The organism is Micromonospora sp. NPDC048170, assembly GCF_040652795.1.
Lineage (GTDB): Bacteria > Actinomycetota > Actinomycetes > Mycobacteriales > Micromonosporaceae > Micromonospora.
On the sequence record NZ_JBEZMR010000007.1, the window covers coordinates 81,716 to 100,304 of the forward strand.

General features: G+C 73.0%; 22 protein-coding genes and 1 pseudogene. 19 read left to right on the forward strand and 4 right to left on the reverse strand.

The genetic code is table 11. The features are described 5' to 3' along the window. Positions 1 to 41: 41 nt before the first annotated feature. The 16 genes and pseudogenes from asnB (at position 42) to AB0D32_RS13185 (ending at position 12,142) form a co-directional block, all read left to right on the forward strand. Positions 42 to 1,895 (forward strand): asparagine synthase (glutamine-hydrolyzing), encoded by a 1,854-nt coding sequence (gene asnB, locus AB0D32_RS13110; RefSeq protein ID WP_357088785.1) that lies wholly within the window; start codon positions 42 to 44, stop codon positions 1,893 to 1,895. Between the two features lie 32 nt (positions 1,896 to 1,927). Further along, positions 1,928 to 3,067: an enduracididine biosynthesis enzyme MppP gene (gene mppP, locus AB0D32_RS13115; protein ID WP_357088789.1), complete on the forward strand. Its 1,140-nt coding sequence runs from the start codon at positions 1,928 to 1,930 to the stop codon at positions 3,065 to 3,067. Further along, the gene (gene mppQ / locus AB0D32_RS13120; RefSeq protein ID WP_357088792.1) at positions 3,064 to 4,215 is read left to right on the forward strand and encodes an enduracididine biosynthesis enzyme MppQ; all 1,152 of its coding nucleotides are present in this window, start codon (positions 3,064 to 3,066) and stop codon (positions 4,213 to 4,215) included. The genes mppP and mppQ overlap by 4 nt, the downstream gene beginning before the upstream one ends. Before the next feature lie 37 nt (positions 4,216 to 4,252). Beyond that, a pseudogene (locus tag AB0D32_RS13125) lies at positions 4,253 to 4,702 on the forward strand (SRPBCC family protein); the annotation flags it as partial. 1 nt (position 4,703) lies between these two features. Then, on the forward strand, positions 4,704 to 5,168 hold the full coding sequence (locus AB0D32_RS13130; protein ID WP_357088795.1) for an anthrone oxygenase family protein: 465 nt from the start codon (positions 4,704 to 4,706) through the stop codon (positions 5,166 to 5,168). A gap of 24 nt (positions 5,169 to 5,192) precedes the next feature. Further along, on the forward strand, positions 5,193 to 5,510 hold the full coding sequence (locus tag AB0D32_RS13135; RefSeq protein ID WP_357088798.1) for an antibiotic biosynthesis monooxygenase family protein: 318 nt from the start codon (positions 5,193 to 5,195) through the stop codon (positions 5,508 to 5,510). A 23-nt stretch (positions 5,511 to 5,533) separates the two neighbouring features. Beyond that, positions 5,534 to 6,031, forward strand: a complete 498-nt coding sequence (locus tag AB0D32_RS13140) for a biotin/lipoyl-containing protein (RefSeq protein WP_357088800.1) — start codon at positions 5,534 to 5,536, stop codon at positions 6,029 to 6,031. Beyond that, a complete protein-coding gene (locus tag AB0D32_RS13145) occupies positions 6,028 to 7,410 on the forward strand; it encodes a biotin carboxylase N-terminal domain-containing protein (RefSeq protein ID WP_357088803.1) in 1,383 nt (460 codons plus the stop codon). The genes AB0D32_RS13140 and AB0D32_RS13145 overlap by 4 nt, the downstream gene beginning before the upstream one ends. Beyond that, positions 7,407 to 8,060: a methyltransferase domain-containing protein gene (locus AB0D32_RS13150; protein WP_357088806.1), complete on the forward strand. Its 654-nt coding sequence runs from the start codon at positions 7,407 to 7,409 to the stop codon at positions 8,058 to 8,060. Before AB0D32_RS13145 ends, AB0D32_RS13150 begins: the two co-directional genes overlap by 4 nt. A gap of 24 nt (positions 8,061 to 8,084) precedes the next feature. Further along, a complete protein-coding gene (locus AB0D32_RS13155) occupies positions 8,085 to 8,405 on the forward strand; it encodes a TcmI family type II polyketide cyclase (protein ID WP_357088809.1) in 321 nt (106 codons plus the stop codon). Further along, positions 8,402 to 8,713: an antibiotic biosynthesis monooxygenase family protein gene (locus AB0D32_RS13160; protein ID WP_357088811.1), complete on the forward strand. Its 312-nt coding sequence runs from the start codon at positions 8,402 to 8,404 to the stop codon at positions 8,711 to 8,713. Before AB0D32_RS13155 ends, AB0D32_RS13160 begins: the two co-directional genes overlap by 4 nt. Continuing rightward, positions 8,713 to 9,756, forward strand: a complete 1,044-nt coding sequence (locus AB0D32_RS13165) for a class I SAM-dependent methyltransferase (protein ID WP_357088813.1) — start codon at positions 8,713 to 8,715, stop codon at positions 9,754 to 9,756. Before AB0D32_RS13160 ends, AB0D32_RS13165 begins: the two co-directional genes overlap by 1 nt. Further along, positions 9,753 to 9,989 (forward strand): DUF6059 family protein, encoded by a 237-nt coding sequence (locus AB0D32_RS13170; RefSeq protein WP_357088815.1) that lies wholly within the window; start codon positions 9,753 to 9,755, stop codon positions 9,987 to 9,989. Before AB0D32_RS13165 ends, AB0D32_RS13170 begins: the two co-directional genes overlap by 4 nt. 162 nt (positions 9,990 to 10,151) lie before the next feature. Further along, a complete protein-coding gene (locus AB0D32_RS13175; RefSeq protein WP_357088818.1) occupies positions 10,152 to 10,532 on the forward strand; it encodes a YciI family protein in 381 nt (126 codons plus the stop codon). Positions 10,533 to 10,545: 13 nt separating this feature from the next. After that, positions 10,546 to 10,884, forward strand: a complete 339-nt coding sequence (locus AB0D32_RS13180; RefSeq protein WP_357088821.1) for a YciI family protein — start codon at positions 10,546 to 10,548, stop codon at positions 10,882 to 10,884. A gap of 1 nt (position 10,885) precedes the next feature. After that, entirely contained in the window at positions 10,886 to 12,142 is a 1,257-nt protein-coding gene (locus tag AB0D32_RS13185) for a DUF6596 domain-containing protein (RefSeq protein WP_357088824.1), read from the forward strand. Between the two features lie 72 nt (positions 12,143 to 12,214). On the opposite strand, the gene AB0D32_RS13190 is transcribed toward AB0D32_RS13185, so the two are convergent. Both AB0D32_RS13190 and AB0D32_RS13195 read right to left on the reverse strand, forming a co-directional pair. Then, on the reverse strand, positions 12,215 to 12,838 hold the full coding sequence (locus AB0D32_RS13190; protein WP_357089072.1) for a vitamin K epoxide reductase family protein: 624 nt from the start codon (positions 12,836 to 12,838) through the stop codon (positions 12,215 to 12,217). A 26-nt stretch (positions 12,839 to 12,864) separates the two neighbouring features. Next, positions 12,865 to 13,506 carry a thioredoxin domain-containing protein gene (locus AB0D32_RS13195; protein ID WP_357089075.1) on the reverse strand — a complete coding sequence of 214 codons (642 nt, stop codon included), beginning with the start codon at positions 13,504 to 13,506 and terminating at the stop codon, positions 12,865 to 12,867. Positions 13,507 to 13,862: 356 nt separating this feature from the next. On the opposite strand from AB0D32_RS13195, the gene AB0D32_RS13200 reads away from it, so the two are divergent. Together AB0D32_RS13200 and AB0D32_RS13205 are read left to right on the forward strand one after the other, a co-directional pair. Further along, entirely contained in the window at positions 13,863 to 14,207 is a 345-nt protein-coding gene (locus tag AB0D32_RS13200) for a metalloregulator ArsR/SmtB family transcription factor (RefSeq protein ID WP_357088827.1), read from the forward strand. Next, positions 14,207 to 14,911, forward strand: a complete 705-nt coding sequence (locus tag AB0D32_RS13205) for a cation transporter (protein ID WP_357088831.1) — start codon at positions 14,207 to 14,209, stop codon at positions 14,909 to 14,911. Before AB0D32_RS13200 ends, AB0D32_RS13205 begins: the two co-directional genes overlap by 1 nt. 112 nt (positions 14,912 to 15,023) lie before the next feature. Here AB0D32_RS13205 and AB0D32_RS13210 read toward each other — a convergent pair whose 3' ends face one another. Continuing rightward, positions 15,024 to 15,791: an IclR family transcriptional regulator gene (locus tag AB0D32_RS13210; RefSeq protein WP_357088834.1), complete on the reverse strand. Its 768-nt coding sequence runs from the start codon at positions 15,789 to 15,791 to the stop codon at positions 15,024 to 15,026. 119 nt (positions 15,792 to 15,910) lie between these two features. Here AB0D32_RS13210 and aceB point away from each other — a divergent pair, with 119 nt between their 5' ends. Next, complete coding sequence (gene aceB, locus AB0D32_RS13215; RefSeq protein WP_357088837.1) at positions 15,911 to 17,515, forward strand: malate synthase A; 1,605 nt, start codon at positions 15,911 to 15,913, stop codon at positions 17,513 to 17,515. A 78-nt stretch (positions 17,516 to 17,593) separates the two neighbouring features. Here aceB and AB0D32_RS13220 read toward each other — a convergent pair whose 3' ends face one another. Next, positions 17,594 to 18,397 (reverse strand): IclR family transcriptional regulator, encoded by an 804-nt coding sequence (locus tag AB0D32_RS13220; RefSeq protein WP_357088840.1) that lies wholly within the window; start codon positions 18,395 to 18,397, stop codon positions 17,594 to 17,596. Positions 18,398 to 18,589: the final 192 nt, after the last annotated feature.

An 18,589-nucleotide genomic window follows, 5' to 3' on the forward strand; every position in this document is an offset into this window, starting at 1 on the left:
ACCTTCTCGGGACACGGCGATCGTCGCGAGGAGGACGGCTGATGGGCGGTATCGCGGGCTGGCTCGATTTCGAGCGCGACCTGAGCACGTACCGAGGGGTGGTGCTCGCCCAGCTGGGCACGCTGGCCCCGCGCGGGCCGGACGGCGAGGGCGTGTTCGTCGCACCGCACCTCGTCGCCGGGCACCGGGCCCGGGCGGTCGTCGAGCGCGGGCGCGCAAGCCAGCCGGTGAGCGTGCGCGGGCCGGGCGGCGGGCGGGCGACCCTGCTGCTCGACGGCCAGGTCTACAACTGGCGCGAGCTGCGGGCCGAGCTGGCCGCCGCCGGGCACGAGTTCACCGGCGGCGGCGACGCCGAGGTGGTCGCGCACGCCTACCTGCGCTGGGGCCCGGCGTTCGCCGAGCACCTGGACGGCATGTTCGCGATCGCGGTCTGGGACGCCACCCGGGAGCGACTGCTGCTGGTGCGTGACCGGCTCGGGGTGAAGCCGCTGTTCTACCAGCGGGTGGGCGGCGGCCTGACGTTCGGCTCCGAGCCGAAGGCGCTGCTCGCGCATCCGCTGGCCGACCGCGAGGTGGACGCCGACGGTCTGCGCGAACTGCTCGCCTTCACCAGCACACCGGGCCGGGCGGTCTTCCGCGGCATGCGGCGCGTGCTGCCGGGCGGCGTCGTCGAGGCCGGCCGGGACGGCACGACCGAGCACCGCTACTGGGAGCTGACCGCCGCGCCGCACCCCGACGACCGGGACGCCACCGTCGCCCGGGTGCGCGAGCTGCTCGGCGCGTCGGTCGCCCGGCAGCTCGGGGCGGACACGCCTCCGGCCGTCCTGCTCTCCGGCGGCGTCGACTCGTCGACGGTCGCCGCGCTGGCCGCCCGCGAGCTGACCCGGCGCGGCGAGGGGCCGCTGCGGACGTACACGATCGGCTACCCCGGTGGCGGGCCGGGCACGCCAGGGCCGATGCGCAGCGCCGAGGACGCACCCTTCGCGGCCGAGGTGGCCGCACACCTCGGCGCCGAGCACACCTACCTGGAGCTGGACCCGGCCGAACTGCTGGACCCGGTGGCCCGCGGTTCGGCGGTCGCGGCGCAGCAGGACATGCCGGTGGCGGCGCCGCAGTTCCCGGCGTCGCTGCGGTTGCTGTGCCGCCGGATCGCCGTCCACAGCGGTGTGGTGCTTGCCGGGGAGCAGGCGGACACCGTGTTCGCCTCGTTCATGGGCATGGACGACCCGACCGTGATCGGCGCGGACACCTACCCGTGGATCGCCGCCACCCGCGACCGGCTGCCCCCGGCCGGTCTCGGCACCGGCCTGCTCGCCCCGGACCTGCTGGCCAAGCTCGACGTGCCCGGCTATCTCGCCGACACGTACCGGGCCGACCTCGCCCGGGTGCCGCGTCTCGACGCCGAGGACCCCGCCGAGGCACGGCTGCGGGAGATCTACTTCCTGCACCTGCAGGGGTGGCAGGAGTTCGGCTGCGCGCTGGACGACGGCGTGAGCGCGGCCGAGGGCGTGGAGCTGCGGTGGCCGTTCTGCGACCACCGGCTCGTGCAGTACCTGTACAACGTCCCGTGGTCGCTGAAGACCTCGGGCGGTCCCAAGGGTCTGCTGCGCGCCGCGGTGGCCGATCTGCTGCCGGCCTCGGTGCTGACCCGGCCGTCCAGCCAGTTCCCGACCGGGCGGAACCCGGCCTACGCCGGGTCGCTGCGTCGCGAGGCCGCCGAGGTGCTCGCCGATCCGCACGCGCCGGTGCGCCGGCTGCTCGACGTGCCGGCCGTCCAGCGGGCGCTGCGCGCGCCGTTCGATCCTGCCCGCGCGTGGCGGGACCTGACCGACCTGGAGATGGTCCTGCAGCTCAACCAGTGGCTGACGAACACCGCCGCGCGGCTGTCGCTCTGAGCCCCTGCCCCACCGACACCTGGAGTGCGTACATGAGTCCCAGCACGCCCCTGCTGCGTGAGGCCAACCTGACGGAGATCGAGTCCCTCGCGCTCAGCAGCCAGCTCAACATGGCGGACGGCCACGCCCGCCAGGAGCTCACCGAGGCGCAGCGGAGCATCATCGACGAGCTTCCCGACCTGTTCGGCAAGGCGGCCGCGCAGCCGGTCGACGACCTCGAACGCGAGGCGCACGGCGCGTACCTGCACCTGTTGCGCCAGCACAGCTACCCGACCGGGCCGGGCGGGGTGCTGACCTGCTACTCCTCGTCGGTCGCGATGGAGATCCTGTCCCGGTCGCTGGCGGCCTCCGGCGGCGGCCCGGTCGCGCTCGTGCACCCGACCTTCGACAACATCCCCGACCTGCTGCGCGGCAACGGCCTGCGGCTGCTGCCGGTCGAGGAGGACGTGCTGCACCACGGGCCGGTGGGCGAGGCGGTGCCCGAGGCAGTGCGGTGCCTCTTCGTCACCACGCCGAACAACCCGACCGGCCGGGTGCTGGCCGAGGAGCGGCTGGCGGCGATCGCCGCCGAGTGCGCCGCCCGGGACGTCGTGCTCGCCCTGGACACGTCGTTCCGCGGATTCGACACCCGCAGCCACTACGACCACTACGCCGTGCTGCGCGACAGCGGCTGCCGGTGGGTGGTCATCGAGGACACCGGCAAACTGTGGGCCACGCTGGACCTCAAGGTCGGGCTGCTGGCCTACGGCGACGGTGTCGGCCTGCCGCTCGCCAAGATCCACTCCGACATCCTGCTCGGCGTCTCGCCGTTCATCCTGGTGCTGGTCACCCGGTTCGCCGAGGACGCGGCGGCGGGTGGCCTGACCGACCTGCACCGCTTCGTCGCGGACAACCGGGCCCTGGTGCGCGCGACGCTGGCCGACGTGCCCGGCGTGTCGTTCCCCGACGTCGACGCGCGGGTCAGCGTCGAGCGGGTCGACCTCGGCGACCGTCCCTGCCTGGACGTCTGGACCAGGCTCCGGCAGGGCGGCGTCTACGTCCTGCCGTGCGGCCAGTTCCACTGGGCCGACCCGGCCCGCGGGGACCGCTCGCTGCGGATCGCGCTCGCCCGGCCGCCCGGCGCACTGGACGCGGCCGTCCGCGCGCTGCGGGCCGTGCTGCTGGACGCGTGAGCGGCGGACCGTACTGGCGGGCGGGCGTCGTGCAGTCCGTCGCGCCCCCCGGCACGACCGACCTCGGGCCGGGCTACCTGGACCCGGCACTGCTGCCGGTGCGGTCGCTCGCCCGGGCGTACGCGCGGGCGCTCGACGAATTCGGCCCGGCTGCCCTCACCTACGGGGAGAACCGGGGTCCGGCGCCGCTACGCGAGGCGCTCGCCGCCCGGGCCGGGACCGGGCCGGACCACGTGCTGGTCACCGCCGGCGCCTCGCAGGGGCTGCACCTGGTGGCCGGCACGCTCACCCGACCCGGCGACGTGGTGCTCGCCGAGCCGCTCAGCTACGACTACGGCCTGCGCGTCCTCACCGATCGCGAGCTGCGGATCCAGGCGGTCGAGTCAGACGCGGACGGGCCGGTGCCCGGGGCACTGACGGCCACGGCGCGCCGGATCCGCAGGGGAGGGGAGCGGGTGGCGTTCGCGTACCTGATCCCGACGTACCGGAACCCGACCGGCGTGACCGTGCCGGCGGGGCGCCGCCGCGCGCTGGTGGCCGAGGCGGCGGACGCCGGCGTGCCGATCGTCGAGGACGACGCGTACGCGGGCCTGCGCTACGACGGCCCGCCCGAGCCGCCGTCGCTGCACGCGCTCGCCGGGCGGCGTGGCGTCGTGCGGCTCGGCACGTTCGCCAAGACGCTCGCGCCCGGCCTGCGGTTGGGCTGGATCGAGGCCGAGCCGCGGCTGGTCCGGCGATTCGCGACCGCCGGCTGGGCGGACAGCGGCGGCGGCTTCAACCACCTGGCCGCGCTGGCGGTGGCCACGTTGCTGGCCGGCGGCGGCTACGACCGCCACCTGGCGTGGTTGCGCGGCGAGCTGCGCGCCCGGCGGGACGCGTTCGCCGGGGCACTCGGTGTGGCCGCACCGCACGGCGGGTTCTTCGTCTGGCTGCCCGCGCCGGACGGGGACGGCGCCGCCCTGCGGGAGCGCGCCGCCGCGGCCGGGGTGTCCGTGGCCGACGGGCGGCGCTTCGGCGCGGCGGGCGCGGGTGCCGTACGCGCCGCGTTCAGCTTCCACCCGCCGCACCAGCTGGCGGACGCCGGAGCCCGGCTCGCCGCCGCCCGGACGGCTCCAGCGCGGCTGGACGTCGCGTCCACATCGGATTGACAGCATCGCCGACGACGGAGAGGGGACGGCCATGGCCGGTCACACCGACAACAGCATCGTCATCGACGCGCCACTGGACCTGGTGTGGCGCATGACCAACGACGTGGAGAACTGGCCGGAGCTGTTCAGCGAGTACGCCAAGGCCGAGATCCTCCGCCGCGACGGCGACACGATCCGGTTCCGGCTCACCATGCACCCGGACGAGCAGGGAAACGAGTGGAGCTGGGTCAGCGACCGTACGCCGGACGTCACCCGGCGCACGGTGCGGGCGCAGCGGGTGGAGCCCGGCTGGTTCAGGTACATGAGCCTGTTCTGGGAGTACCGCGAGGTGCCCGGCGGGGTCGAGATGCGCTGGGTGCAGGACTTCGAGATGCGCCCGGACGCGCCGGTGGACGACGCGCGGATGACGGAGCGGCTCAACCGCAACACGGCCGTGCAGATGGAGCGCATCCGCACGCTCGTCGAGTCGGCCGCCCGGACGGCCTGAGATGGCGCTGCTGCTGCCCGTCGCACTGCTCGCCGGTGGCCTGGTCGCCGGGATGCTGCTGTGGTCGGCGATCGGCGGTGTGCCGTGGATGCGGCGGCTGAGCGGACCGGAGTACGTACGGCTGCACCGCTTCTGGTCCCCGCGCTTCGACCCGCTCGCGCCGGTCGCCGTGCTGATCACCGTGGCCGCCGACGTCGCGCTGCTCGCCGCCGGTCCGGCCCGGGACGCCCGGCCCGCGCTGGTCGTGGCCGTGGCCGCGCTGGCCGGCGTGATCGCGGTGTCGGCGGCCCGGGCGGCGCCGCTCAAACGCCGGGTGCTCGCGCTCGATCCGGACCGGCTGCCGGACGACTTCGCCGCCCGCGACCCGCGCGCCGCCTGGCAGCGCTGGAACCTGGCCCGCACGGTGCTGGCGGTCGGCGCGTTCGCCGCGAACGCCGTCGCCGTCGGCCTGCTGCTGCCCGCCTGACCCGAGGAAGAGACGAGGAATGAGATGACGACCGAGACCGCCACCGGGGTACGGGTGATCCTCTGGTACCGCGTGCCGGAGGGCGACGTGCTGAGCCTGGCCGACACGTACCGCCGGATCGGCGAACACCTCGCCGGCACGCCCGGCATGGTCAGCAGCGAGTTGCTGACCTCCCGGGACGAGCCCGGGGTGCTGATGGTGACCAGCCGCTGGCGCACCGAGGAGGACCTGCGGCGCTGGGTGCACTCCGACACGCACCGGCACACCACCCCGCTGCGCCCCTATCTGGACACCGGCCGCACCCGGCCGTGGGAGACGTTCGACGTCGCCTCCGAGACCTGACCGCCGATCGCGAAGGGAGTGCCGTGAACGACCAGGAATCCCCGCTCGACCAGTTGCGCCGCACCGCGGCGGCCCTGCTCGAGCTCTCCCCGAGCCCGCCGTCCGGGCTGCGCCTGCGCAGCGGGGACCTCAGCGTCGAGGTCGACTGGGCGGAGCCGGCGCCGGTGGCCGCCGTAGGGCGGACCGCGGTGTCGGCGACCGTCGGCGCGACCGCCGAGGAGCCCGCCGCCGCGCCGGTGGCCGTACGGGCGCCCCTGCTGGGGACGTTCTACCGGGCGCCCGCGCCGGAGGCGCCGCCGTTCGTGGCGCTCGGTGACCGGGTCGAGGTGGGCCAGCAGATCGGCATCGTCGAGTCGATGAAGCTGATGAACCCGGTGGAGTCGGAAGTGGCCGGCGAGGTGGTGGAGGTGCTGGTCGCCGACGCCACGGCGGTCGAGTACGACCAGGCGCTCCTCATGGTGGCCACCGACCGTGCCGGCGGCGGCTGCGCCGAGGTGTTCGGCGGGGGAGAGCGACCATGAGGTTCCGCTCGGTCCTGGTCGCCAACCGTGGCGAGATCGCGGTACGCGTCGTGCGGGCCTGCCGGGAACTCGGCATCCGGACGATCGCCGTCTACTCGACCGCCGACCGCGACGCCGTACACGACCGGCTCGGTGACGAGCAGGTACACATCGGACCGGCACCGGCCCGACGCAGCTACCTCAACGCCGCCGCGGTCATCGAGGCGGCCCTGCAACGCGGCGCGGAGGCGGTGCATCCGGGGTACGGCTTCCTCTCCGAGGACCCGGACTTCGCCGCCGCCTGCGCCGAGAACGGCTTGACGTTCGTCGGGCCACCACCGGAGGTGATCGGCCGGTTCGGCGACAAGGCTGCCGCGCGCGCCGCGATGGGCGAGGCCGGGCTGCCGATCCTGCCGGGCACCGGCACGGCGGTCGAGGAGGCCGAGGCGCGCGCCGCCGCTGACGACATCGGGTACCCGGTGATCATCAAAGCGGTGGTCGGCGGCGGCGGGCGGGGCATGGAGATCGTCACCGGGCCGGACGCGTTCGCCGCGGCGTACCGGCGGACCCGGGAGACCGCCCGGCTGCTCTTCGGCGACGACCGGGTCTGCGTCGAGCGGTTCCTGACCGCCGCGCACCACATCGAGGTGCAGGTGCTCTGCGACGACCACGGCAACGCGGTGCACCTCGGGGTGCGGGACTGCTCCGCCCAGCGGCGGCGGCAGAAGCTCGTCGAGGAGAGCCCGTCGCCGGTGGTCGGCCCCGAGTTGGCCGAGCGGATCGCCGCCGCCGCGCTGCGCGGCGCCCGGGCGGCCGGCTACCGGGGCGCGGGGACGTTCGAGTTCCTGCTCGACGCCGAGAGCCGGGACTTCTACTTCATGGAGGCCAACTGCCGCATCCAGGTCGAGCACCCGGTGACCGAGATGGTGACCGGCGTGGACCTGGTCCGCGAGCAGTTGCTGATCGCGGCCGGCCAGCCGCTCTCGATGCGGCAGGAGGACGTGCGCCCGTACGGTGTCGCGGTCGAGTGCCGGATCAACGCCGAGGACCCGGACCGGGACTTCGTGCCTGCGCCCGGCCCGCTCACCGAGTTCGTGCCGCCCGGTGGCCCGTTCGTGCGGGTGGACACCCACGCGTACCCCGGACTGACCGTCACGCCCCACTACGACCCGCTGATCGCGAAGGTCATCTGCTGGGGGCCGGACCGCGAGACCGCTCTGGACCGCATGGACCGGGCGCTCGCCGAACTGCGCGTCGCCGGTCCCGGCGTGCGTACGACCACCGCTTTCCTGCGCGAGCTCATCGCCCATCCGCTGTTCCGCAAGGGCGTGCACACCACCTCCCTGGTCGACCTGGTCGTCGCCGAGCGGCGGCCCCAACCCACCTGGAGCACGACATGACACTGGCGCCGGACATCTCGCTGGTACGCGGCGCGGACGGCGAGGTGACGCTGCTCATCGACGGCGTGCAGGCGATGCAGGGCTGGGAGGCGGAGCTGATGTGGCGCTCCGCGGATCTGCTGTGCGCCGGCGGCGGGGACTACCTCGAGGTCGGGCTCGGCCTGGGATACTCCGCGCTGCGCATCGCCGGCCACCCCGGGACCCGCCGGCACACCGTGATCGAGAAGCACGCCGAGGTGATCGACCTGTTCCGGGCCGAGCACCCGGCGGCGCCGGAGAACCTGGACATCGTCCACGCCGACTTCTTCGACCACCTGGAGCGCCTTCCGCAGGCGGCGTACGACGGCGTGTTCTTCGACCCGGAGCTGCCGCGCGAACTCTTCGAGGACCGCGCCCGGCTGGACGAGTTCATGCCCCGTCTGGTGCGCGCACTGCGGCCGGGCGGGCGGTTCGTGCCGATGTTCTCGCTGGACGGCGCGGTGCCGGACGCCGCCACCTGCACCACCACGCCGGCCGCGATGCTCGACCGCTACCTGCGGTTCTTCGACCGGGTGGAGGTCGTCCGGCAGCCGTACCGGGCGTACGCGGGCACCGAGTACACCCCGTCGGACCACGGCGACGCGTTCATCCTCTGCTTCGCTCGAGCCTGACGCTTCGATCCAGGAGGGACCACGATGGCACAACGCACCCTGATCATCGCGCGGATGGACGAGGCCGACAAGCAGGCGGTCGCGGACGTCTTCGCCGAGTCCGACGCCACCGACCTGCCGGTCATGCTCGGCGCCTCCCGCCGGACACTGTTCTTCTACCGCGGCCTCTACCTGCACCTCATCGAGGCGCGGGACGGCCTGACCGAGCGGCTCTACGACGCGCGTGAGCACCGGCTGTTCGGCGACGTCAACACCAAGCTCAGCAGGTACGTCTCGCCGTACGACCCGGACTGGAAGGAACCCCGGGACGCGATGGCGGAGCCGTTCTACACCTGGGTCCGGTGACCGGCGTGTTCCGCGTGCTGCTGACCATGCGGGTCGACCCGGACCGCGGCGCGGAGTTCGAACGGGCGTGGACCGAGGTGGCCGGAGTGGTCGGCCGGGAGCCCGCGAACCTCGCGCAGGAGCTCTACCGCGAGCCCGGCGCGGTCTACCACGTCGTCACGGACTGGACCGACGAGGAGTCGTTCCGTCGCTTCGAGACCAGCGAGGCCCACCGGGGACACCGGGCGCGGCTCGACCCGTTCCGCCGCGCGGTGCGCATGACCACCATGCGCCTGGTCCACCGCTCACCAACCGGAAGGGATGCCTGATGCCGGCGACCACCACCACACCCGTCACCCGCGAGCGCCTGAACGGCCTGATGCAGGCCTACAAGTCCACCAGCCTGCTGCGTACGGCCGTCGAGTTGGGGGTGTTCGACGCGCTGGCCGACGGCCCGGCCACGGCCGACGCGCTGGCCCTGCGGCTCGGCACCCATCCGCGGGGTACGCGGATCCTGCTCGACGCGATGGTCGCGATCTCGCTGGCCTGGCTCGATGGCGACGCCTACCACCTGCCGCCCGGCGCCGAGCAGTTCCTGGCCAGCAAGAGCCCGCAGTACCTCGGCGACATGACGAAGGTGATCTCCAGTGACTGGGAGTGGGACGCGCTGAAGCGGCTCACCGAGGCGGTCCGCCACGGCGGTACGGTCATGGACGAGCACGCCGAGACGGCCGAGTACGAGTACTGGGTGGACTTCGCGTCGTTCGCCTCGGCGATCGCCACGCCCACCGCCCGGGTGATGACCGACGCCCTGGGGGACTTCTCGGCGGCCCGCCCGTCGCTGAGGGTGCTCGACCTGGCCTGCGGGCACGGCATCTACGGTTACACGTTCGCGCAGCGGCACACCCAGGCCACCGTGACGAGCCTGGACTGGGACAACGTCGTGCCGGTCGCCGCCCGGCACGCCGAGCGGCTCGGCGTGGCGGACCGGGTCGACTACCGCACCGGCGACATGTTCACCGCGCCGCTCGGCGGGCCCTACGACGTGGTCATGCTGACGAACGTGCTGCACCACTTCAGCGAGGAGCGCGGCATCGAGCTGCTGCGGCGGGCGCGGGAGGCGCTGACGCCGGACGGCCGGCTCGCGCTGGTCGGCTTCACCACCGGCGCCGGCACCCCGGCCGAGGACCCGGCGCCGTACCTCTTCTCCATCCTGATGCTGGTCTGGACGGCGGAGGGCGAGGTGCACTCCCGGGCCGCGTACGACCGGATGCTGGCCGCGAGCGGCTTCGCGGAACCGGAACTGCACACGGTGGCGCACCTGCCGCTGCGGGTGCTGATCGCGTCGCCGGCCGACCTGCCCGCGCGGTGAGCCGGCGCCTCCTGCGGGTGGTCGTCGCCGTGGCGCACACGGCCTGGCGTGGTCTGATGCTGTTCGGCGCAGCGATGGCCGGCGTGCCCCTGGACGACGACGGCCAGTTGCGCGCACCTCTGGGAGGGCCCGGCGGGCGGCACCCCGCCGGGCCGCCACCGGAGCGCCCGCTCACCGCCCGGGAGCGGGCGATCTGGGCCCAGCTCGAAAGCCGCATCGCCCCGCCTCGCTGACCGGTGCGGCCCGCCCGACCATGAAAAGATCGAGACGGCGAGAAGGTCCGCCGGTCAGGACGTGCTGGCGGAACCTTCGGGGCGATGTCAAGGTCCGCGGCGCGGCGACGACCACCAAGCGAGCGGCGTCACCGGGGCGCCGACTGCCGAGGAGAAGAAGACGTGAAGTTCCTCTTGATCATGCACATGAACCCGCAGATCTGGCAGGCCCTCACCGAGGACGAACGCAACGAGGTGATGAACGGCCACGACGCGTTCATCGACACCATCCGCGAATCCGGTGAGCTGCTCGGGTCGACCGCGCTGGCGGAGCCTCCGGAGAGCGCCGTCGTCCGGGTCCGCGGGGGCGTGCCCACGGTGAGCGACGGACCCTACATCGAGGCCAAGGAGTTCCTCGGCGGCTACTACCTCGTCGAGTGCGCGAACCGGGACCGCGCCCTGGAACTGGCCGCGATGATCCCGGACGCCAGGGTGGAGGGGCTCGGCATCGAGGTCCGCCCGGTGGTCTTCGCGGCGGGAGCCGAAGCGACGCCGGGCGCGTGAGTGGCGCCCGGAGATGAAGTTCCTGTTGACGGTGTACGCCCGCGCCGAGGTCGCGGTGCCGCCACCGGACGCGGACCGGGACTTCGTGGCGGCGGCCCGGCAGTCGGGTGAACTGATCGACTGCCAGGTGCTCGCAGACCCGTCGACCAGTCTGCTGGTACGCGTCCACGACGGCGGGACCAGCGTGGCCGACGGTCCGTATGCCGGGCCGCCGGCACACCTCGCCGCCTGTTACCTGGTCGACTGCGAGGACCGTGACCGCGCGGTGGGACTGGCGGCGATGATCCCGGCCGCGCGCCACGACGCGGTCGAGGTGCGGCCGGTGATGCTGGCCGCCGGCCTGGAGATGTGAGATGAGCGCCGAGGACCTGGGTCGCCTGCTGCGGGAACTGGCGCCGCAGGTTCTCGGCGCGCTCCTGCGCAGGTACCACGACTTCGAAACCTGCGAGGACGCGCTTCAGGAAGCCATGTTGGCGGCGACGGTCCAGTGGCCGGCCGACGGGGTGCCGGAGAACGCCCGCGGCTGGCTGGTCACGGTCGGGTCCCGCCGGGTCGTCGACCAGATCCGCAGCGAGCGGGCCCGCCGTGACCGGGAGATGTCCAGCGCCAGCCGGGAACTCCCGGACGCGACGGTCACCCCCGGCCCCGGCGAGGGGGTCGCGCGCGACCACGACGACACGCTGACGCTGCTGTTCATGTGCTGCCATCCCGCGCTGACCCCGGCCTCGCAGGTCGCCCTCACGCTGCGCGCCGTCGGCGGTCTGAACACCGCCGAGGTCGCCAGCGCGTTCCTGGTGCCCGAGGCCACCATGGGTGCGCGGATCAGCCGCGCCAAGCAACGGATCCGGGCCGCCGGAACCACGTTCGACATGCCTGCGGGGCCGGCGTACGCCGAGCGGCTGGGCGTCGTCCTGCACGTGCTCTACCTGATCTTCAACGAGGGCTACACCGCGAGTTCCGGCCCTGACCTGCAACGACCCGACCTGGCCGCCGAGGCGGTGCGGCTCACCCGAGCCATCCATCGTTCGTTGCCCGACGACGGCGAGGTGGCCGGCCTGCTCGCGCTGATGTTGCTGACCGATGCCCGCCGCGCCGCCCGCACCGACACCGTGGGCGGTCTGGTCCCCCTGGCCGAGCAGGACCGGGCCCGCTGGGACAGCGACCTGATCGAGGAAGGTACGCGGCTGGTCACCGATGCGATGCTGCGCTCGCCGCTCGGCCCGTACCAGTTGCAGGCGGCGATCGCCTCCCTCCACGTGCAGGCGCCCCACGTGGCGGACACCGACTGGCGGCAGATCAGGTTTCTCTACCAGGTGCTGTGCCGGATCGCGCCGACCCCCATGGCCGCCCTCAACCACGCGATCGCGGTGGCCATGACCGACGGTCCGCGGGCCGGGTTGGCCATGCTGTCGGTGCTGGCGGCCGACGACCGGATGGCCCACCACCACCGACTCGCGGCCACGCGTGCGCACCTGCTGGAACTCGCCGGAGACCCGGCCACCGCGCGGGAGGAATACCTGCTCGCGTCCCGCCGCACCACCAGCCTGCCCGAGCAGCGCTACCTTCGCGCCCGGGCCGACCGGCTCGCGGAGGCGGACCCGGCCTCCTGACCGGCGCCGGTCGGCGGTACCGCACCGGCGGGGTGCACCGGTGGTGGTGGACGGCGGCGCCGGTGGGGACGGTCAGATGAGGGTGCGCCAGTAGCTCCAGAACTGCACGCCGATCAGCGCGGCGAAGGTCAGCAGCCAGAGGGTCGGGATGGTGCTGTGTACGCGTAGGGCGGCCCCGGTGATGCGGCGCGGTGCGGGCAGCCGGCCTTCCTGCAGGTTGTAGAGGGTGGTGTAGCTGAACAGCACGATCATGACGACCCACACGACCATGCAGTACGGGCAGAGCGCGCCGATGCGGTACAGGCTCTGGAAGAACAGCCAGTGCACGAACGCGACACCGAACAGGGCGCCGGCCTGCAGGCCGAGCCACCACCAGCGGGGCAACTGGAGCCGGGCGAGTACGGCGACGCCGGTGACGGCGACGACGGGGAAGGTGGCCAGGCCGATGAGCGGGTTGGGAAACCCGAACACCTCCGCCTGCCCGGTGGACATGATCGATCCGCAGGAGAGGATCGGATTGATGGAGCAGCTGGGCACGTAGGCGGGGTTCTTCAGCAGGGCGATCTTCTCGACGGTGAGCACGAACGCCGCAAGCGCGCCGACCAGCCCGCCGACGACGAGGATCCAGCCGGTCAGCCGTTCGCCGAGGACGCGAGGTTCGGCAGTGTCGGCGTCCGGCCCGGTCTCGCCGGCCAGGTCGGCGCTGTTGGCCTGGAGCCGGTTCACGAGGCGAGGGACGCGTCGATCGCGGCTTTCAGGCCGGCGTAGGTGGGTTGGTCGGTGTACTGCTTGCCGTTGATGAAGAACGTCGGGGTGCCCCGTACGCCGAGGTTCTCGCCGTCGGCGGCGTCGGCCTTGACCCGGGCCGCGACCTCGGCGCTGGCCACGTCGGCCTTGAACTTGGCCATGTCGAGGCCCATCTCCTGCGCGTAGCCCTCGAAGACGGCGCCCTGCGGCTGCTGGTTGTGTCCCCAGGTGTTCTGGGTGTCGAACAGCTTCTTGTACATCTGCTCGAACTTGCCCTGCCGGGCGGCGGCCTCGGCGGCGTGCGCGGCGTTGAAGGCGTTGGGGTGGCTGGCGATCGGGAAGTAGCGCACCACGTAGGTGATCCGGTCGCCGTACTCGGCCCGCAGTTTCTCCACTCCGGGGTAGGCGGCCAGGCACGACTCGCACTCGAAGTCGAGGAACTCCACCACGGTGGTCTTGCCGTCCGCAGCGGTGGACAGGCGGTGGCTGTCGGGGCGTACGAGCGCCTCGGCCGCCGCCGTGGTGGGCGCGCTGTTCTGGTTGACCACGACGATGCCGACGACCACGGCCATGGCGACGGCCAGCACCCCGAGGGTGACCTTCAGGTTGGTGCTCATGCCGGTCCTGCGGATCTGGCGCGCGGCCTTGCCGGCGCCGGCGTTTCCGGCGGCGGCTCGGGCACCCGGCCTGGCCTGCGCCGTACGGGTGTCGCCGGACGCCGGGGAACCGGCGGGCCGCGCTGCTCCCGCGGGCTTGCCCTTGGCGGTGCGCTTGCGTGCCTTGGCGTTGTTCGCTGGCATGACACCTCACCCTTTGTTCGGCGCGTCTGAGCGCGTCCCGTCCATGATCGGACGCGACGATACAGCTCTGGCTTTATTCATTGCTGGATGAATCCTGAGTCTTGGCTGTGAGCGGTCGATGAGGTGCCTGAACTGCCAGAAGGCTCGAGTGCTCGCCCTTAGTACACTGACCGATGTACTGTCAGGGGGTGGAGACGTTGACGCACGGGCAGGTGCTGGCCCGCTTCGGCCACGCCCTGTCGGATCCGACGCGGGCGCGGCTGCTGCTGGCGCTGCGCGACGGGCCGGGCTATCCGGCCGAGCTGGCCGACTCGCTGGGCGCGACCCGGCAGAACCTGTCGAACCACCTGGCCTGCCTGCGCGGGTGCGGCCTGGTGGTGGCGGTGCCCGAGGGCCGCCGCACCCGCTACGAACTCGCCGACGCGCGGATGGCCCACGCGCTGGGTGACCTTCTCGGGCTCGTCCTCGCGGTCGACCCGGCCGCGTGCCCGGATGCCGAGGAGAAGGGCTGCTGCTGATGGGCCTGCCGTCGATCCGGTTCGCCCCGGCGGGACCCACGCCGGCGCGGCGGGCGGTGCTCGCCCGGCGGGTGCGCCTGTTCGTGGCCGCGACGATCACCTACAACGTGATCGAGGCGGTCGTGGCGATCACCGCCGGCACCATCGCCTCGTCGACCGCGTTGATCGGCTTCGGCCTGGACTCGATCATCGAGGTGTCCTCGGCCGCCGCGGTGGCGTGGCAGTTCGCCGGCCGCGACCCCGAGGCCCGCGAGAAGGTCGCGCTACGCGTCATCGCGGTGTCGTTCTTCGCCCTGGCCGCCTACGTCACCGTCGAGTCGACGCGGGCCCTGATCGGCGGCGCCGAGGCCGAACACTCCAGCGTCGGCCTCGCCCTGGCCGCGCTGTCGCTGCTGGTCATGCCGGCCCTGTCCTACGCGCAGCGTCGTACCGGCCGGGAACTCGGCTCGCGGTCGGCCGTCGCCGACTCCAAACAGACCCTGCTGTGCACCTACCTGTCCGCCGTGGTGCTCGTCGGGCTGGCCGTGAACAGCCTTTTCGGCTGGTCGTGGGCCGACCCGATCGCCGCACTGGTCATCGCCGTGGTCGCGGTGAAGGAGGGCCGGGAGGCATGGCGTGGCGACACGTGCTGCGCCGTGCCGCCGACCGCCTCCCTGCGCACCGACGCGCCCGCCGGTGCCGGCGACACGTGCGGGTGCTGCTGACCAGGCCGTGCTCCGCTGAGGGCCAACGGGGTCGTACGCCGACGGCGCCGGGCGCGCTCCGCTGACCCGGGCCGACGACGGAAAGGAGCGCTTCCGCGGCGCCGGGCGCCGGTCAGGTGCCGGCGGCGATGTCGGCGGCGAGTCGTTTCGCGGCCGAGCGCAACACCGGTGCGACCCGTTCGGCGGCCTGCCGGGTCAGCCGTCCCTCCGGGCCGGAGACGGAGAGCGCGGTCATCGTGGGTGCGCCGACGACCGGTGCGGCGACGCAACGGACGCCCACCTCCTGCTCGCCCTCGTCGATCGCGTATCCGGCCGCGCGGATCCGGTCGAGTTCGCGGTCGAACTCCACCAGGTCGGTGATGGTGCGCCCGGTCATCGCCGGTAGCCCGGTGCGAGCGAGGATGCCGTGCGCCTCCGTCGCCGGTAGCTGGGCCAGCAGCGCCTTGCCCACTCCGGTGCAGTGCGGCAGCACCCTGCGGCCCACCTCGGTGAACATCCGCATCGCGTGCGGCGACGGCACCTGCGCCAGGTACACCACCCGGTCGCCGTCCAGGGTCGCCAGGTTGGCCGTCTCGCCGGTCGCGGCGACGAGGTCGGCGAGGATCGGCCGGGCCCGTTGGGCGAGGTGCCGGTTGGCGGTGTCGCCGAGCCGGATGAGTCGGGTGCCCAGGGCGTAACGGCGGGACGGCTGTTGGTGCACGTAGCCCATCTCGACGAGGGTCCTGATCAGCCGGTGGATGGTGGGCTGGGGGAGACCGGCGACGGCCGCGAGTTGGGAGAGCCCCATCTCGCCACCCGCGTCGGCGAGGTGTTCGAGCAGGTCGAAGGCGCGCTGAAGGGACTGCACGCCGGACCTGCCGGTCGGCGCTGCCTGCGGCACCGGGACTCCCCTCGTGGTGTCGGTCGTGGTTCCGGATGGCCCGCTCTGATGATATGGTACCCCCCGACTTCCGCAATGCGGAAATGCTTATTCACAATGCGAAAGGCAGGGGTTGGGGTATGGCCACAGATGCCTCGGTGACGATCGTCGGACCGGCCGTCGTGGGCGGTACGGAGGTGCTCACCCCGGACGCGCTCGCCTTCGTCGCCGACCTGCAGCGCCGCTTCGGCGCCGACCGGGACCGGCTCCTCGCCGACCGGGTGCGCCGCCGTGCCGAGATCGCCGGCACCGGGCGCCTGGACTTCCTGCCGGAGACGGCCGACGTCCGGGCGGCCGACTGGCGGGTCGCGCCGGCGCCGGCCGACCTGCGCGACCGGCGGGTGGAGATCACCGGCCCGACCGACCGGAAGATGACGATCAACGCGTTGAACTCCGGTGCGCGGGTGTGGCTCGCCGACTTCGAGGACGCCACCGCGCCGACCTGGGCCAACGTCGTCGGCGGCCAGCTCAACCTGACCGACGCCATCGAGCGGCGGATCGAGTTCACCAGCGCCGAGGGCAAGCAGTACCGGCTCACCGGCGACCGGCTGCCGGCGATCGTCGTCCGGCCGCGTGGCTGGCACCTCGACGAGCGGCACCTGCTCGTCGACGGCGCGCCGGCGGTCGGCGCACTGGTCGACTTCGGGCTCTACTTCTTCCACAACGCCCGCCGGTTGATCGCGGCCGGCAGCGGACCGTACTTCTACCTGCCGAAGCTGGAGGGCCACCGGGAGGCCCGGCTGTGGAACGACGTCTTCCGGCACGCGCAGGAGGTGCTGGGCATTCCCACCGGCACGATCCGCGCCACCGTGCTGATCGAGACCATCACCGCCGCCTTCGAGATGGACGAGATCCTCTACGAGCTGCGCGAGCACGCCTCCGGCCTGAACGCCGGGCGATGGGACTACCTGTTCAGCATCATCAAGACCTTCCGCGACGCCGGCTCCGGATTCGTGCTGCCGGACCGCAACTCCGTGACGATGACCGCCCCGATGATGCGGTCGTACACCGACCTGCTCGTTGCGACCTGTCACCGGCGCGGCGCGGTGGCGATGGGCGGCATGGCGGCCTTCATCCCGAACCGCCGCGAGCCGGAGACCACCAGGGCGGCCCTGGCCAGGGTGCGGGCGGACAAGGAACGCGAGGCCGGCGACGGCTTCGACGGCTCCTGGGTGGCGCACCCGGACTTGGTCGCGGTCTGCCGGGAGGTGTTCGACGCGGTCCTCGGGGACCGGCCGAACCAGGTCGACCGTGAACGGGACGACGTGAAGGTCACGGCCGACGACCTGCTCGACATCGCTGCCACCCCCGGCACGGTGACCGAGGCGGGCCTGCGCAACAACATCGCGGTCGGGCTCCGCTACGTCGAGGCGTGGCTGCGCGGTACCGGCGCGGTCGCCATCTTCAACCTGATGGAGGACGCCGCGACGGCGGAGATCTCCCGGTCGCAGGTCTGGCAGTGGGTGCGCACCGGGACGGTGCTGGACACGGACGCGGTGGTCACGGTGGACCTGGTCCGCGGCCTGATCGCCGAGGAGGTCGCCGCGCTGAGGGCCGAACTGGGCGAGGAGCGGTTCGCCGCGAGCCGGTACGAGGTGGCGCGCGAGGTGTTCGAGGAGGTGGCACTCGGTACGAGCTACGTCGACTTCCTGACCCTGCCGGCGTACCGGTTGCTCGACGGCTGAGGCACGCGGCCGGCGAGCGTGGGCTGCCGGGCGGAACGCCCAGCAGCCCCGGCGCGGCGCGGGTGCCGGGGAGCCGGTCTACCGGGGCGCCCGAGAAGCCGGGAGTCCGGTGTGGGCGGCGCGGGTCGCCGCGGCGATCGTGGACGACGACTGCTGCAACAGCGGTACGGCCTGGGCGACCAGGCTGTCGTTGATCCGGGCGGTCGGCCCCGACACGGACAGGGCCAGGGTGCCGGGTGGGCCGGGAACGGCCACCGCGACGCAACGCACCCCGACCTCCTGCTCGCCGTCGTCGGTGGCGAAGCCGTTCGTGCGTACGGTCCGCAACTCCCGCAGCAGGTCGTCCAGATTGGTGATGCTGGTCGGCGTGGCCGCCACGAACTCCGTGTTCGCGTACACGTCGGCGATGACCTGGTCGTCGAGTTGGGCGAGCATCGCCTTGCCGACGGCGGTCCGGTACGCCTCCACCCGCCGGCCGACCTCGATGGACATCCGCATCTGGTGACGGGAGGACACCTGGGCGAGATAGACGATCTGGGTTCCCTCGAGCCGTGCCGCGTTGGCGGTCTCGCCGAGGGCCTCGACCAGCGTCGCCAGGTGCGGCCGGACCAGCGGGGCGATCATGGCCAGGGCCTGGTCGCCGAGGTGGATGAGGGCGCTGCCCAGGGCGTACCGGCGGTCCGCCTCCTGCCGCAGTATGCCGGCGCTGATCAGTGTCCTGAGTAGCCGGTGGATGGTGGCGATGGGCAGGCCCGTGGCGGTGGCCAGTTCGGACAGCCCGCAGGGCGCCCCGGTGTCGGCGATGACATTCATGATCTGCAATGCCCGCTTGACGGACTGGACGCCTCCGCCTCCGCCCGTGCTGTCGCCTTCGCGTTCCATGTCCCCTCGTTCCCCGACCGCCGATTCGCTCGCAGATGCCTGCGCGGCGCACATCGTATGCCGTGCGGCGGCACCGGTGCTGCATCCACCCGCGTGCAGTCCGGCTCCGGCGACGGAGTATCCGCCCGGCCGAATTCAGATCCTCCGAACGAACACTTGACGTGCGCGATGCGGATACTACTATCCACTCTA